The following is a 13,291-nucleotide window of genomic DNA, read 5'->3' as shown; positions in this document are numbered from 1 at the left end:
GCCCGTCACCATGGACGCATGACCAAGCACGACTCCCCGCCGCCGGGTGGCACGCCCGACGGCCGGTCCGCCACCGCTCGGGCCGCCGCCGAGCGGACCGGTGCCGAGCGGACCGGTGCCGAGCGGCCGCCCCTGCGCCGCAGCAAGCGCGACAAGGTCCTCGCCGGTGTGTGCGGGGGCCTCGGCCGCTACTTCGACCTGGACCCGGTGATCTTCCGGATCGTGCTCGGCGTCCTCACCGTCACCGGCGGGTTCGGCCTGGTCTTCTACGGCTTCGCATGGCTGCTGCTGCCCGTGGAGGGCGAGGAGGACAGCGAGGCGAAGAGACTGCTGACCGGCCGGATCGAAGGGGCCACGCTGGCCGCGGTGTTCGCGGCGCTGGCGGGCTGCGCCCTGTTCCTGTCGATGCTGCACAACGGCGGACTCGGGGCCTTCTCCGTCCTGGTCGTGCTCGCCCTGGGCGGGGCCGCGTACTTCTCCCAGCGCCGCCGCGGCTCCGCCGGACCCGAGGCGGAGTCGCCCGCCGCGCACCGGCCGGCCCCGCCGGAAACCAAGGCCCCGCCCGCGCCGGGCAGCCCGTCCTGGTGGCGGGACCCGCTGGTCAAGGACGGCACCACCGGCCCGGTCGGGTCAACCGGCTACCTGTGGGGGCCGGACGACTCCCCCGGCGCGGCGGGCGGCACGGACGGCCGCGCGGGCGACCGGGCCGGGCGGGACCTCGACCGGCCGCGGCCGCGCGGCGGGATCGGCGGGCGGGTGTTCCTGCTCGCGTTGCTGGCGGGAGGGGCCGCGACCGCCGCGGTGTGGGAGGACGGCACCCTCTCCCACGCGCTGCAGATCGGCCTGGCCTCGGCCCTGGCCGTCTTCGGCCTCGGCCTCGCGGTCAGCTCCGTCAGGGGGCGCACCGGCTTCGGCACGTTCTTCCTCGCCATGGCCACGGCCGGGCTGCTGGCCGTCGCGTCCGCCCTGCCCGAGGACATCGGCACGGACTGGCAGGACGTCCGCTGGCGGCCGGCCGCCCTGGCCGACGTAAGGCCCCGGTACACGGCGGGCACCGGACTGGCCACGCTGGACCTGAGCCGGCTCGACGTGCCGAAGGGGGCAACGCTGACCGTGCGGGCGGACATCGAGGCGGGCCGCCTCAAGGTGATCGTGCCCCGTGAGGTCACCGCGCAGGCCGACGTGTCGGTGCGGCTCGGCGACATCAAGATGCCCGGGGACAACCCGCAGACGATACGCATCAAGAGCGGCGGCGAAACCGAGCAGAAGACCCTGGAGCCGGCCGCGGGCACCGAGCCCGGCGGCACGATCGAGCTGCACCTGCACGCGGGTGCGGGACAGGTGGAGGTGGCACGTGCCGCGTCATGAGTTCCAGCCGGGACGGCTGTTGGCGGGCCTGGTCCTGACGACGGCGGGCCTGCTGTACCTGCTCGACGCCGCCGGGGAGGTGGACACGCCCTGGTTCCTGGTGGTCCCGATGGCCATGGGCGGGCTGGCGCTCGCCTCGCTGGTCGGTATGGTGACCTACGCGGTGCGGCGCGACCGCCGGGACCGCTCGGACGACCACGCGGTGCGCCACGACCGGATCCGCGAGTCCAGGGAGCAGTAGGGCGCGCCGGCCAGGATCAGCGGGATCCACGCCATCAGGTAGGCGAGGTCGTTGCCGTAGTAGTACGGGGTCACCTGCCAGGACACCGTGAGCCACAGACTGAGCGAGATCAGCGCCCCGCCCGCGGCCGCGAGCCGGGTCAGCAGCCCGGCGAGGACGGCCAGGCCGACCGCGATCTCCGCGAGGGCCAGCAGGACGGCGAAGCCGACGGGCGAGAGCAGGGCCAGGTCGACGAGGCCGGGGATCGCGGAGGTGTCGCGCACACCGCGCATCACCTCGCCGATCGAGCCGGACCCGGAGGCGGACGGGAACGCGGGGTCGGTGAGCTTGTCCAGGCCCGCGTAGACGAAGGTCACGCCCAGGAACACGCGCAACGGCAGGAGCGCGTACCGAGCGGCACGGTCCCGCAGCGTGGGGGCCGCTGCCTCGTGGCCGGCGGGGGCGGCACGGCCGGCGGGGGCGCCGGGCACGCGTGAGGCGCCGGAAGGACGCGAGCCGTCGGGCACGGGGGCGCCGCCGGCGGCACCGGGGCTGTCGGGTCTGGTCACCCTCCCATCTCTACCCCGTTCACTCGGCCACGTCGATGCTGTAGCGGTTGGATTCCACCCCCGCCGCGGTCACCACCTGGAGCTCGACCCGCCCCGGTTCCACCTCCGCCGGGACCGGAACCGTCAGCACCGCGTCCGACGGGTTGGAGAACCCGCCCGCCACCGGCACCAGCGGGACGTGCACGTGGACCGTCCCGATCCGCACCACCAGCCGCGCCAGCATCTCCGGCGTCTGGCCGCCGGGCGGGACGAACCCCACCCCGCGGATCTCGATGTCGTCCCCCGGCCGGACGGCCGCGTCCAGATCCCCGGGCTCGCGTCTGCGGACCACCGACAGCACCAGCGGACGGGCCACCTCCGCGCACTTCGCCGCCAGGTACACCACGGCCGACAGGGCCACCAACAGCGCCAGCGCCCACGGCAGCCGCGGCAGCCGGTCCGGGAACCGGGCCAGCGACACCGCCGCGTAGCCCAGCACCACCGTGGAGACCAGGACGTACTGGGCGTCCGGGAAGCTGCCCCGGCCCGCGTCGTCCGTCAGCAGGTCCGCCCCGCGCGGGCGGTCCGCGGGCAGCTTCTGCAGGCGCTGCCCGAGGATCCGCACGGCGACCACCCGGCGCACCAGCACCGCCACGGCCGAGGTCAGCGCGACCACCGCCAGCAGCGGCAGGGCCCGCCCGAGGGCCAGCCCCTCGTACAGCACCCGCCGTTCCGGCCCGGGCGCCGACGCCGCCAGCCGCAGTGCGGGCAGCAGCGCGGCGAACGCGGTCAGCAGCAGCCAGGCGAGCGGCACCGCCTTCGAGGTGGACAGCCGGTTGTCCTCGCCGACCAGCGGTGCCAGCAGGCCGCCGCGCACCGACTGGGCGCGGGCGGCGACCGTGAGCAGTCCGGCCAGCACCAGGGCCGCCAGCAGGGCGGCCGTCCGTGCGGGGGACCAGCCGGTGCCCAGCGCGGTGCCGACCTGTACCACCAGCAGCACCCCGGCGGCGATCCACACGGCGAGCACGGCCCGCCGCGAGAACAGGTACAGCCAGGAGGTGCCGGCCTCGCGCCCCCGGTCGGCGACGGTGCGGGCCGACAGGCCCAGCTCGTCGGACACCCACTGCCGGGACGCCCCGGCGGACCGGGCCACCGCGGCGGGCAGCCCCTGTCCCGCGGCGAACTCGTCGCGCTTCTCCAGGAAGGCCGCGACCGCGCGCCGGTGGCCCTCCTGCGCGCCGTGCGGGCAGTCGCCGCAGGTGCATGCGCCGCCGTGGGGCACAAGGGAGATCGGGTGGACAGCCACGCGCCTGCCGCCTCTCTGAACTACGGTGCAGTGCCAGCGAATTGTGCACCACTGCGGCAGTGCTCCGGATTGCGCACGATGTCAGAGCAGGTGATTAACCGTTCATGATGTTGACGTCATCCGCCCGGTGCGGCATGTGCACCCGCCGGGCGGTCCCCCTCCACGGACTGCCACAGGGGCTGGTAGGCGGCCCAGGCCGCGAGGTCCGTGCCGAACCGCTCCCGCGCGGCGAGCGCGGCCCGGTGGCCGACCGGCACGGGCTTGCCCGCGGCCCGCGCGATCAACTGCACCTGGGCGGCGCGCTCGGCCGCGACGGACCACCAGGCGGCCGCGTCCACGGAGTCCCCGACCGTCAGCAGCCCGTGGTTGCGCAGGATGAGCGCCTTGTACGGGCCGAGGGCCCGGGCGGTGCGGCGGCACTCCGCCGGGTCGCCCGTCCCGGCGGTGTACTGGTCGACGAGGGCGTGGTCCTCGTAGAAGGCGCAGGCCTCCTGGGTGATCGGGGCGAGCAGCTCGCCGAGCGCGGCGAGCGCCCTGCCGTACGGGCCGTGCACACGGACCACGGCCACGGTGTCGGGCCGGGCCCGGTGGACGGCCGCGAGCAGGGCGAAGGCCAGCTGGTTCACCCGCCGCTCCCCCTGCAGCACGCGCCCGTCGCCGTCGACGAGGAGCAGGTCCCCGGCGGTCAGCGAGCCGAACGCCCGCCCGAAGGGGTTCACCCAGTAGCAGTCCTCGAACTCGGGGTCGCGGGCGGTGGCCTGCCCGGCGACCCCCTCCTCGTACCCGAGTCGGCCGAACAGGCGCAGGGCTCCGGCGAGCCGCTCCTTGCGGTACGCGCGCTCCTGCGCCGGACCGGTGTGGAGGGGCGGCATCTCGAAGCGCAGCCGCCCCTCGGGCACGGGCGCGGGCACGGGCACGGGCACGGGCTCGGGCTCGGGCACCGGCTGGTCCGGCATGGGGCCCTCCTCGGTCGCAGCGGTCGGCGGCTGGCGCGCAAGCTACCGGCGGGGACCGCAACCCGCCAGAGAAGGGGCCCGGGAACGGGCGAAGCCGCCACCCCGGGACGGGGGTGGCGGCTTCGCCGCGGGCTCGGGCGGGGTCAGTCCCTGAGGACTACTCCCACTCGATCGTGCCCGGGGGCTTGCTGGTGCAGTCCAGGACGACGCGGTTGACGTCCTTGACCTCGTTGGTGATGCGGGTCGAGATCCGGGCGAGGACCTCGTACGGCATCCGCGTCCAGTCCGCGGTCATGGCGTCCTCGGAGGAGACGGGGCGCAGCACGATCGGGTGACCGTAGGTGCGGCCGTCACCCTGCACGCCGACGCTGCGGACGTCCGCCAGCAGGACGACCGGGCACTGCCAGATCTCCCGGTCGAGGCCGGCCGCGGTGAGCTCGTGGCGGGCGATGGCGTCGGCCTCGCGCAGCAGGTCCAGGCGATCCTTGGTGACCTCGCCGACGATGCGGATGCCGAGGCCGGGGCCCGGGAAGGGCTGGCGCTGGACGATCTCCTCGGGCAGGCCGAGCTCCTGGCCGACCATCCGGACCTCGTCCTTGAACAGCTGGCGCAGCGGCTCGACGAGCTCGAACTCGATGTCCTCGGGGAGGCCGCCCACGTTGTGGTGGGACTTGATGTTGGCGGTGCCGGTGCCGCCGCCGGACTCGACGACGTCCGGGTACAGGGTGCCCTGGACCAGGAAGGCCACGTCCGGGCCGCCCTCGGCCTCGGCGATGATCTCCGCCTGGGCCTGCTCGAAGACGCGGATGAACTCACGGCCGATGATCTTGCGCTTGGTCTCCGGGTCGGAGACGCCGGCCAGCGCGTCGAGGAAGCGCTCCTGCGCGTCGACGACCTTCAGCTGCACGCCGGTGGCCGCGACGAAGTCCTTCTCGACCTGCTCGGTCTCGCCCTTGCGCATCAGGCCGTGATCGACGTACACGCAGGTCAGCTGGGAGCCGATGGCCTTCTGCACGAGGGCCGCGGCGACTGCGGAGTCCACGCCGCCGGACAGGCCGCAGATGGCGCGCTTGTCGCCGACCTGGGCGCGGATGGCCGCGATCTGCTCCTCGACGATGTTGCCGGTGGTCCAGGTGGGCTGCAGGCCGGCGCCCCGGTAGAGGAAGTGCTCCAGCACCTGCTGGCCGTGCGTGGAGTGCATCACCTCGGGGTGGTACTGCACGCCGTACAGCTTCTTCTCGTCGTTCTCGAAGGCCGCGACCGGGACGACGTCGGTCGACGCGGTGACGGTGAAGCCCTCGGGCGCCTTGGAGCAGGCGTCGCCGTGGGACATCCACACGGACTGGTGCTCGGGGGTGCCCTCGAAGAGGGTGGAGCCGGTCTTGCTGACGGCCAGCGGGGTGCGGCCGTACTCGCGGGAGCCGGTGTTGTCGACGGTGCCACCGAGGGTGGTCGCCATCAGCTGGAAGCCGTAGCACATGCCGAAGACCGGGACGCCGGCCTCGAACAGGGAGCGGTCGAGCTGCGGCGCGCCCTCTTCGTACACCGAGGACGGACCGCCGGACAGGATGATCGCCTTGGGGTTCTTGGCCAGCATCTCGGCCACGGGCATCGTGCTCGGCACGATCTCGCTGTAGACCCGTGCCTCGCGGACGCGGCGGGCGATGAGCTGGGCGTACTGGGCGCCGAAGTCGACGACGAGAACCGTGTCCGGGGCGGCGTCGTGGGCGGCGGAGGGTGCTTCTGGCACGGGACGGCCTTCCGGCGGAAGAGGGGGCTGTTTTGTCAATTCTAACGGGGGACGCGCCGGCCGCTTTCGTCTCACCATCCGAACCCGGTTGGCCCACAGCCGCGCGGACGGCAATAATCCATTTCGTGCGCAAGCAGCTGAGCTTCCTCTTTACCTATGGCACCGGACGGTCCGGCCGCCATGGGTCCTCGTGATGCTCGCTCCGAGCCACTGACTTCCCGCAGCGCCCCGGTCCGCCAGGACCCGGGCGCTGCGGCGTTTCACCGGTCCTGCGGCCCCACCGACAGGAGAACCCGCCATGAACGCCACCACCGCCACCGCCGCCACCGCGACCGCCTCCCCCGAGGAGCTGATCGCCGCGTCCCGCGAGCGCATCGACGCCATCGACGACCGGATCATCGGCCTGATCCAGGAGCGGATGGCCGTCTCGTCCGTCATCCAGCAGACCCGGATCGCCTCCGGTGGCCGCCGGGTGCACCTCTCGCGCGAGATGGAGGTGCTCGCGCACTGGAAGGACGCCCTCGGCCGACCCGGCACCGCCCTCGCGATGTCCCTGCTGGAGCTCTGCCGCGGCCGCGTCTGACGCCCGTACTTCACCCGTCCGGCCCCGTGACCGGCCCTGCGCGCCTTCGTTGGTGTGGATGGCCGCGTCAGCCAGTCGCGGGACCAGCACCACGCGTGGCTCCACCGGAGCGATGAGGCGTACGGCCCGTGCGACGTACGCCGTGGGACCTCGCTCCTTGTGACCGGACGGCAGGGGACAGCAGCCCGGTCAACCCGAAAAGACGGCCGGCCCAGGGGACGCCCCGGGCCGGCCGTTCGCATGTCCGTACGTGTGACGGACGCCACATGTGGGCGGGTGTCCTGCGGGTACAACCTTCGGTGCCGAACGTCTGTCACCTATGTACCGCGGCGGGTACCGCGCTCGGAGGGGGAGCGCGGTACCCGCCGCGTGTCAGCCCGCCGCCCCGGCCTCCGCTCCTGCCTCCGCTCCGTCCCCGGCCTCCGGCGCCGCCCCCGCCGTGCGGGGCGGGACCTCCGGGACGGCGAGGAACTGCAGCCTCAGCGCGCCGAACGCGTCCTTCGGCACCGCCGGACGGACCGGCTCCACCGCGGCGAGCCGCACGTACGCCGCGCCCGGCTCCGGCCGCGGATCCTCCTCGCCCTTGTTCGGCCAGTACGCCATCGCCCGCTCCGCCTGCGCCGTGATCGTCAGCGACGGGTTGACGCCGAGGTTCGCGGAGACCGCCGAGCCGTCCACCACCGAGATGCCCGGGTGCCCGTACAGCCGGTGGTACGGGTCCACCACGCCCTGGTCGGGCGAGGAGCCGATCGGGCAGCCGCCGAGGAAGTGCGCGGTCAGCGGGGTGCCCATCAGCTCGCCGACGTTGCTGCCGGGGAAGCCGTTGATCTCCTCGGCCAGCAGGGTCGCCGCCCGGGTGGCCTCGGCGATCTGCACCGGGTTGGGGGCGCCGTGCCCCTGGCGGGCGGTGAGCAGGCCCTTGCCGGGGCCGCGGGGCCTGCGGTAGGTGGTCAGCGAGTTGTCCAGGGACTGCATGACCAGGCCGATGATCGTCCGCTCCGACCAGCGCCGGTTGGACAGCGAGCGCAGCAGCTGCACCGGGTGCTTCGCGGTCCGCGCGAACCAGGCCCGGACCCGGTGGGGGCTGTGGGGCACCTGCAGCACGGTCAGGAAGCCCATCGCGTTGGAGCCCCGACCGTAGCGGACGGGTTCGATGTGGGTGTCGCTGTCGGGGTGCACCGACGAGGTGATGGCCACGCCGCGGGTGAAGTCGGCCCGGCTGGGGGCAGCTCCCAGCGGTGGCCGGGGGACTGCGCCGTGCCGCCTGCGGTAGCGGCGGTCGTCGGTCTGCGCGCCGACCAGGCCCTCCGAGTTGGTGCGGGTCAGCTCGCCGAGGCGGTCCGAGATCCGCGGGAGCAGCCCGTTGTCCTTCATGGTGTGCAGCAGCGTCTGGGTTCCGTACGTGCCCGCCGCCACGACCACGTACCGGGCACGGAGCTCCTTGGCGATGCCGCGGCGGCGGGCGTCGGTGGGGACGGTGCGGACCCGGTAGCCGCCGTCCGGGTGCTCGGCGAGGGCGGTGACCGTGGTCATCGGGTGGATCACGGCGCCCGCGCGCTCGGCGAGGTGGAGGTAGTTCTCGTTCAGGGTGTTCTTCGCGCCGTGCCGGCAGCCGGTCATGCACTCGCCGCACTCGGTGCAGGCCCGGCGGGTGGGCCCGGCCCCGCCGAAGTACGGGTCGGGCACCTCCCCGCCCGGCTTGGCCAGGGCGGCCCCCTCGGCGTCGGCGCCGTCACCGAAGAAGACGCCGACCGGTGCCATGTGGAAGGTGTCCCCGACGCCCATCTTCTCGGCGACGGCCTTGAGGTGGACGTCGGAGGGGGTCATCGTCGGGTTGAGGCGCACCCCGAGCATCCGCTTGGCCTGGTCGTAGTACGGGGCGAGCTCCTCGCGCCAGTCGGTGATCGAGGCCCACTGGCGGTCCTCGAAGAACGCGGTCGGCGGCACGTACAGGGTGTTGGCGTAGTTGAGGGAGCCGCCGCCCACCCCGGCGCCCGCCAGCACCATGACGTTGCCGAGCAGGTGGATCCGCTGGATCCCGTAGAGCCCGAGGGCCGGGGCCCACAGGTAGTTCCGCAGGTCCCAGCTGTTCTTCGGCAGGCTCGCGCGGGTGAAGCGGCGCCCTGCCTCCAGGACGCCGACCCGGTAGCCCTTCTCGGTCAGCCGGAGCGCCGAGACCGATCCTCCGAAGCCCGAGCCGATGACGATGACGTCGTAGTCGACGTCGCGGTGGTGCTCGCGGGCGTACGGCTGTGCCACTGACGCGCCTCCTTGGCGGACGGACGGGGGCTGTTAGCGCAGGCGGAGGGCCTTCATCACCTTGAGGCTGCGGGTCATGAACGCCGCGTACCGCTCGTCGTCCATGCCCAGCGAGGGCGCCATCGGCAGCACCCGCTGGTGGGCGACGGTCTGCGCCTCGGTGTACTTGAGGATGCCTTCGGAGCCGTGCCGGCGGCCGAGGCCGGAGTCCTTCATGCCGCCCATGGGCGCCTGGGCGCTGCCGTAGGCCGGAGCGTAGCCCTCGTTGATGTTGACGGTGCCGGTGCGCAGGCGGGCGGCGACGGCGTGGCCGCGGCGGGCGTCCTTGGTCCACACGCTGGAGTTGAGGCCGTAGGCGGTGGCGTTGGCCCGGTCGATCACCTCGTCCTCGTCGGTGAACCGGTAGATCGAGACCACCGGGCCGAAGGTCTCCTCGCCGCACACCGCCATCGGCGCCTCGACGCCGTCGAGGATGGTGGGCTCGTAGAACAGCGGGCCGATGTCGGGACGGGCGGTGCCGCCGGCGACGAGGACGGCGCCCTTGGCGACGGCCTCGTCGACGTGCCGGGTGACGGTCTCCAGCTGGCGCTCGCCGACCAGCGAGCCCATGTCGGCGCCGTACGCGAGGGAGCTGCCGAGCCGCATGGCCTTGGTGCGGGCGGCGAACCGCTCCACGAACGCGTCGGCGATCGAGGCGTGGACGTAGAGCCGCTCGATCGAGATGCACAGCTGGCCGGCGGAGGAGAAGCAGGCGCGGACGGCGCCCGCGGCGGCCTTCTCGATGTCGGCGTCGTGCAGGACGAGCATGGCGTTCTTGCCGCCGAGTTCGAGGGACACCCCGACGAGGCGGGCGGCCGCCCCCCGGGCGACCTCGCGGCCGGTGCGGGTGGAGCCGGTGAAGGAGACGTAGTCGGCGTGCCGGACCACTTCCGGGCCGACGACGGGCCCCTCGCCGAGGACGATCTGGAAGACCTCGGCGGGCAGCCCGGCCTCGATCAGCAGACCGCGGGCCCACAGGGCGGTCAGCGCGGTCTCCGTGTCGGGCTTCATGACGACGGCGTTGCCCGAGACGAACGCGGGCAGGGCGTCGCCGACGGAGAGTTCGAGGGGGTAGTTCCAGGGTGCGATCTGCCCGACGACACCGCGCGGCTGGCGCAGTTCGGTGACCTTGGTGAGGGTGGGCATGGCACCGGTGTGGCTCTTGGGACGCAGGTACGCGGGTGCCTTGCGGCCGTAGTGGCGGGCGGCCACCGCAACGGCCTGCACCTCCTCGTGGGCGTGCAGGCGGGCCTTGCCGGTCTCCAGCTGGATCAGGTCGAGCACCTCGGCCTGGCGGTCCAGGACCAGGTCGTGGAAGCGGAGCAGGACGGCGGCCCGGCGGCGCGCCGGGACGGCGGCCCACGCGGCCTGGGCGGCCCGCGCCCGGGCGAAGGCCTCGGCGACGTCCTCGGGGGTGGCCTCCGGCAGGTCGGCGAGCTTGTCCCCGGTGAAGGGGGTGTGGTTCGCGGTGCGGCCCGATCCGATCACTCCGCGGGTCAGCCGGGCGACCAGGTCGGGGGTCACCACGTCGGCCGCGGTGCGCGCCCCTGCCGGGGCCGGGGCGACCGGGTTGGTGGACTGCGGTGCGCTGCGGAGGGGGGCCGGGGCCTGCGTGTCCGTCATGGCGGTGAGCGTATTGGTCCCGGAGGCCTTTGGGTACCCGTCGGTAACCGGATTTTGCCACATCCGCCAGTGAACGCTGGCAGGATGGCCGGGGCGAGGTCGGCCCCTCTCGGGGGTCAGTCCTTCTCGGGCGGGGACAACCCTTCTCGGGCGGCGTCAGCCCTTCTCGGGCGGGGCCCAGCCGGTGAGCACGATGTCGAACTGCGCCCGGGTGGTCGCCCAGTCGGCGGCCGGCCCCGACATGTACACCGCGTACTCGGTGCCGTCCGGGGCGATGTACATCTGTTCGATGGACCGGCGCGGACCGGCGTGCACGCCCTTCTCGGTCCAGGTGAACTCCCAGATCGCCGCGCGGGTGGTGTCCCGGAAGGTGTTCTGGTTCAGCTTCTGCCGCTTGTAGTCGGTGCGCCGGCTCACCTGCTTCTCCAGGTCGAGCACGTGCGCGTACGGGGTGTCGTAGTCGGGCGTGGGGTCGACCGCGATGCGGATGAAGTGCTTGCCGTTGTCCGCGGTGTAGTCGATCTGGTTGCCGTCCATCTGGCGCTTCCAGCCGTCCGGCACCCACAGCGTGAAGCCCGCCGGGTCGGTGACCTCGATCCAGCCCGCGGGCAGGGCCGCGTCCTTGCCGGCCTTGCCGTCCGTGCCGCCCGTGCCGCCCGTGCCGTTCTGCTGGTCGGGGGCGCTCGTGTTCTGGTCGGATCCGCCGCCCTGGTCGCCGTCCCCGGTGTATTTCAGCAGCCCGAACACCGCACCGCCGCCGACCAGCGCCGCCACCAGCGCGACCGCCGCGGCCCGCTTGATCCGGCCCGCGGTCGGATACGGCCGGCCCTCCGGCTCCGGGCGGTCCGGCAGCTCGGCCGTCCGCGCGGTTTCCGGCGGCGCCGCGCGGTCCGGCTCGGGCTCCCGCACGTCGGCCAGCTCCTGCGAGGTCACCGCACGCGTGGGCACGTACGCCTGCGCGGCCTTCGCCTCCCGGCCCTCCATCACCTCCAGCAGCATCCGCTCGGTCTCCTGCGCGGAGGGCCGCTCCTTGGGGTCCTTGCGCAGCAGCGCGGTGATGACCGGCCCCAGCGGCCCGGACTGCCGCAGCGCCGGCGGCTCGTCGTTGACGACGGCCTGCAGGCTGGAGATCGGCGAGGTGCGGCGGAACGGCGAACGGGCCTCGACCGCCGTGTAGAGGGTGGCGCCCAGCGACCACAGGTCGGAGGCCGGGTCGGGGGTGCCGCCGGTGACCCGCTCCGGGGCCAGGTAGTCGATGGAGCCGACGATCTCGCCGGTGCGCGTGATGGAGGAGTCGCCCTCGATCGCGGCGATCCCGAAGTCCGTCAGCAGGACCCGCCCGTCCTTGGCGAGCAGCACGTTGCCGGGTTTGACGTCCCGGTGCAGCACCCCGACCGCATGCGCGGCGCGCAGCGCGCCCAGGACGTGCAGCCCGATCCGGGCGGCCTCCCGGGGCTCGATGCGGCCGGCGGCCTTGGCGGCCTCGGCGAGGGAGGGGCCGTCGATGTACTCCATGACGATCCACGGCCGGTCGTCGTGCTCCAGCACGTCGTGGACGGTGACGACGCCCGGGTGCTGGATGCGGGCCGCCGCCCGGGCCTCCTTCTGCGTCCGGGCGTGCAGGACGTCCCGGTCGGCCTGGGCGACGAACAGAGCCGCCGTCAGTTCCTTGACGGCAACCGTCCTGTTGAGGAGTTCATCGTGGGCGCGCCACACCTTCCCCATGCCGCCGCTGCCGATGGGCTCCACGAGCCGGTACCGGCCGGCGAGCACTGCGCCCGCACCTGTCTGCTGTTCCACGAATCCCCGCCACTGTTTGCACTTCGGGCCAGATTACGAAGAGCCCGGCACGGCCGGTACCGCAGAGGCGCGGATCGGGCCGCACTGTGACGCAATTGCCGTACTGAGCCACCGTCAGTCCGCGTTCATCCGCCGGACTTGTAACTCCCCGTGGCCTTTTCGAAGACCTCGGTCACCTTGCCCTCGCCGTCCTGCGGGCCCGTCACCATGACGACGTGGTAGCTGCCGCCGAGCGCCACGACGAAGTTGCGGGCGACGACGCTGCGGCCGTTGCCGTCGATCCACGTGTACCGGCCGGTGACGCGGAGCTGCGCGCCCACCTTGGTGGTCTTCACGTCACCGCCGCTGGCCCAGGTGGACGAGCGGTACGGGGCCAGCTCCGGCTCCTTGTCCTTCTGGTACGTCGCCGGATCCGGGTTGCCCTCGACCTTGTCCCGGCCGGGCACCACGATCAGGACGTACGCGCCGTCGGTGTAGCGGACCTGGCCCGCCTCGTTCATGCCGCGGCGCTCCCAGCCGGCGGGCACCGCGATCTCGAAGTGCTCCGGGTCCTGCTGCACCGTGTAGCCGGGCGGTGCGGGCGCCGCGGACTGCGGGGCGGCAGGGGACTCGGGCGCCCCGGACGGGGGCCGGGACCCCCCGGACGCGGGCGGCGAAGCCTGCGGGACGGGCGCCCCCGTCCCGGCCACCGGGGTCCGGGAGGCCGTGTCCTGGCGGCGGTCGCCGTCGCCCTTGTCTCCGGGCAGGAACAGCATCGCGTACGCCACCGCCCCGGCCATCAGCGCGAGGACCCCCAGCAGCAGGTTCCGGCCGAGGGCGCGGGGCTTGCGGGCGGGGGC

General features: G+C 73.7%; 10 protein-coding genes and 1 pseudogene. 3 read left to right on the top strand and 8 right to left on the bottom strand.

The features are described from left to right. The first annotated feature begins 18 nt into the window (after positions 1–18). Entirely contained in the window at positions 19–1,368 is a 1,350-nt protein-coding gene (locus HYE82_RS09415; RefSeq protein WP_256987033.1) for a PspC domain-containing protein, read from the top strand. Beyond that, entirely contained in the window at positions 1,355–1,609 is a 255-nt protein-coding gene (locus HYE82_RS09410) for a hypothetical protein (protein ID WP_179173493.1), read from the top strand. The genes HYE82_RS09415 and HYE82_RS09410 overlap by 14 nt, the downstream gene beginning before the upstream one ends. On the opposite strand, the gene HYE82_RS09405 is transcribed toward HYE82_RS09410, so the two are convergent. The 4 genes from HYE82_RS09405 to guaA form a co-directional block, all read right to left on the bottom strand. Next, a complete protein-coding gene (locus HYE82_RS09405) occupies positions 1,525–2,019 on the bottom strand; it encodes a DoxX family protein (RefSeq protein ID WP_218782431.1) in 495 nt (164 codons plus the stop codon). The two genes, HYE82_RS09410 and HYE82_RS09405, sit on opposite strands and share 85 nt — an antisense overlap. A gap of 157 nt (positions 2,020–2,176) precedes the next feature. Beyond that, complete coding sequence (locus tag HYE82_RS09400) at positions 2,177–3,442, bottom strand: hypothetical protein (RefSeq protein WP_179173492.1); 1,266 nt, start codon at positions 3,440–3,442, stop codon at positions 2,177–2,179. A gap of 116 nt (positions 3,443–3,558) precedes the next feature. Further along, positions 3,559–4,398: a class II aldolase/adducin family protein gene (locus HYE82_RS09395; protein ID WP_179173491.1), complete on the bottom strand. Its 840-nt coding sequence runs from the start codon at positions 4,396–4,398 to the stop codon at positions 3,559–3,561. A 157-nt stretch (positions 4,399–4,555) separates the two neighbouring features. Beyond that, positions 4,556–6,148, bottom strand: coding sequence for a glutamine-hydrolyzing GMP synthase (gene guaA, locus HYE82_RS09390; protein WP_179173490.1), 1,593 nt, complete (start codon positions 6,146–6,148; stop codon positions 4,556–4,558). A 298-nt stretch (positions 6,149–6,446) separates the two neighbouring features. Between guaA and HYE82_RS09385 the strand changes: the two genes are divergently transcribed. Beyond that, positions 6,447–6,731 carry a chorismate mutase gene (locus tag HYE82_RS09385; RefSeq protein WP_179173489.1) on the top strand — a complete coding sequence of 95 codons (285 nt, stop codon included), beginning with the start codon at positions 6,447–6,449 and terminating at the stop codon, positions 6,729–6,731. Between the two features lie 372 nt (positions 6,732–7,103). Here the strand turns inward: HYE82_RS09385 and HYE82_RS09380 are convergent, their stop codons facing one another. The 4 genes and pseudogenes from HYE82_RS09380 to HYE82_RS09365 form a co-directional block, all read right to left on the bottom strand. Beyond that, positions 7,104–8,990, bottom strand: a complete 1,887-nt coding sequence (locus HYE82_RS09380; RefSeq protein ID WP_179173488.1) for a GMC oxidoreductase — start codon at positions 8,988–8,990, stop codon at positions 7,104–7,106. A gap of 33 nt (positions 8,991–9,023) precedes the next feature. Continuing rightward, positions 9,024–10,652: a succinic semialdehyde dehydrogenase gene (locus HYE82_RS09375; RefSeq protein WP_179173487.1), complete on the bottom strand. Its 1,629-nt coding sequence runs from the start codon at positions 10,650–10,652 to the stop codon at positions 9,024–9,026. A 156-nt stretch (positions 10,653–10,808) separates the two neighbouring features. Then, positions 10,809–12,452 (bottom strand): serine/threonine-protein kinase, encoded by a 1,644-nt coding sequence (locus tag HYE82_RS09370; protein WP_179173486.1) that lies wholly within the window; start codon positions 12,450–12,452, stop codon positions 10,809–10,811. 125 nt (positions 12,453–12,577) lie between these two features. Continuing rightward, positions 12,578–13,291: pseudogene (locus HYE82_RS09365) on the bottom strand (hypothetical protein); the annotation flags it as partial.

Source organism: Streptomyces sp. BR123 (assembly GCF_013401435.1).
GTDB lineage: Bacteria > Actinomycetota > Actinomycetes > Streptomycetales > Streptomycetaceae > Streptomyces.
This window is presented reverse-complemented; position numbering and strand designations above follow the sequence as displayed.

What these genes read in the sequence shown, in the direction of transcription:
- HYE82_RS09415 (WP_256987033.1), top strand. Translation starts at nt 19, where the DNA reads ATGACCAAGCACGACTCCCCGCCGCCGGGTGGCACGCCCGACGGCCGG.
- HYE82_RS09395 (WP_179173491.1), bottom strand. Translation starts at nt 4,398, where the DNA reads ATGCCGGACCAGCCGGTGCCCGAGCCCGAGCCCGTGCCCGTGCCCGTG.
- HYE82_RS09385 (WP_179173489.1), top strand. Translation starts at nt 6,447, where the DNA reads ATGAACGCCACCACCGCCACCGCCGCCACCGCGACCGCCTCCCCCGAG.
- HYE82_RS09375 (WP_179173487.1), bottom strand. Translation starts at nt 10,652, where the DNA reads ATGACGGACACGCAGGCCCCGGCCCCCCTCCGCAGCGCACCGCAGTCC.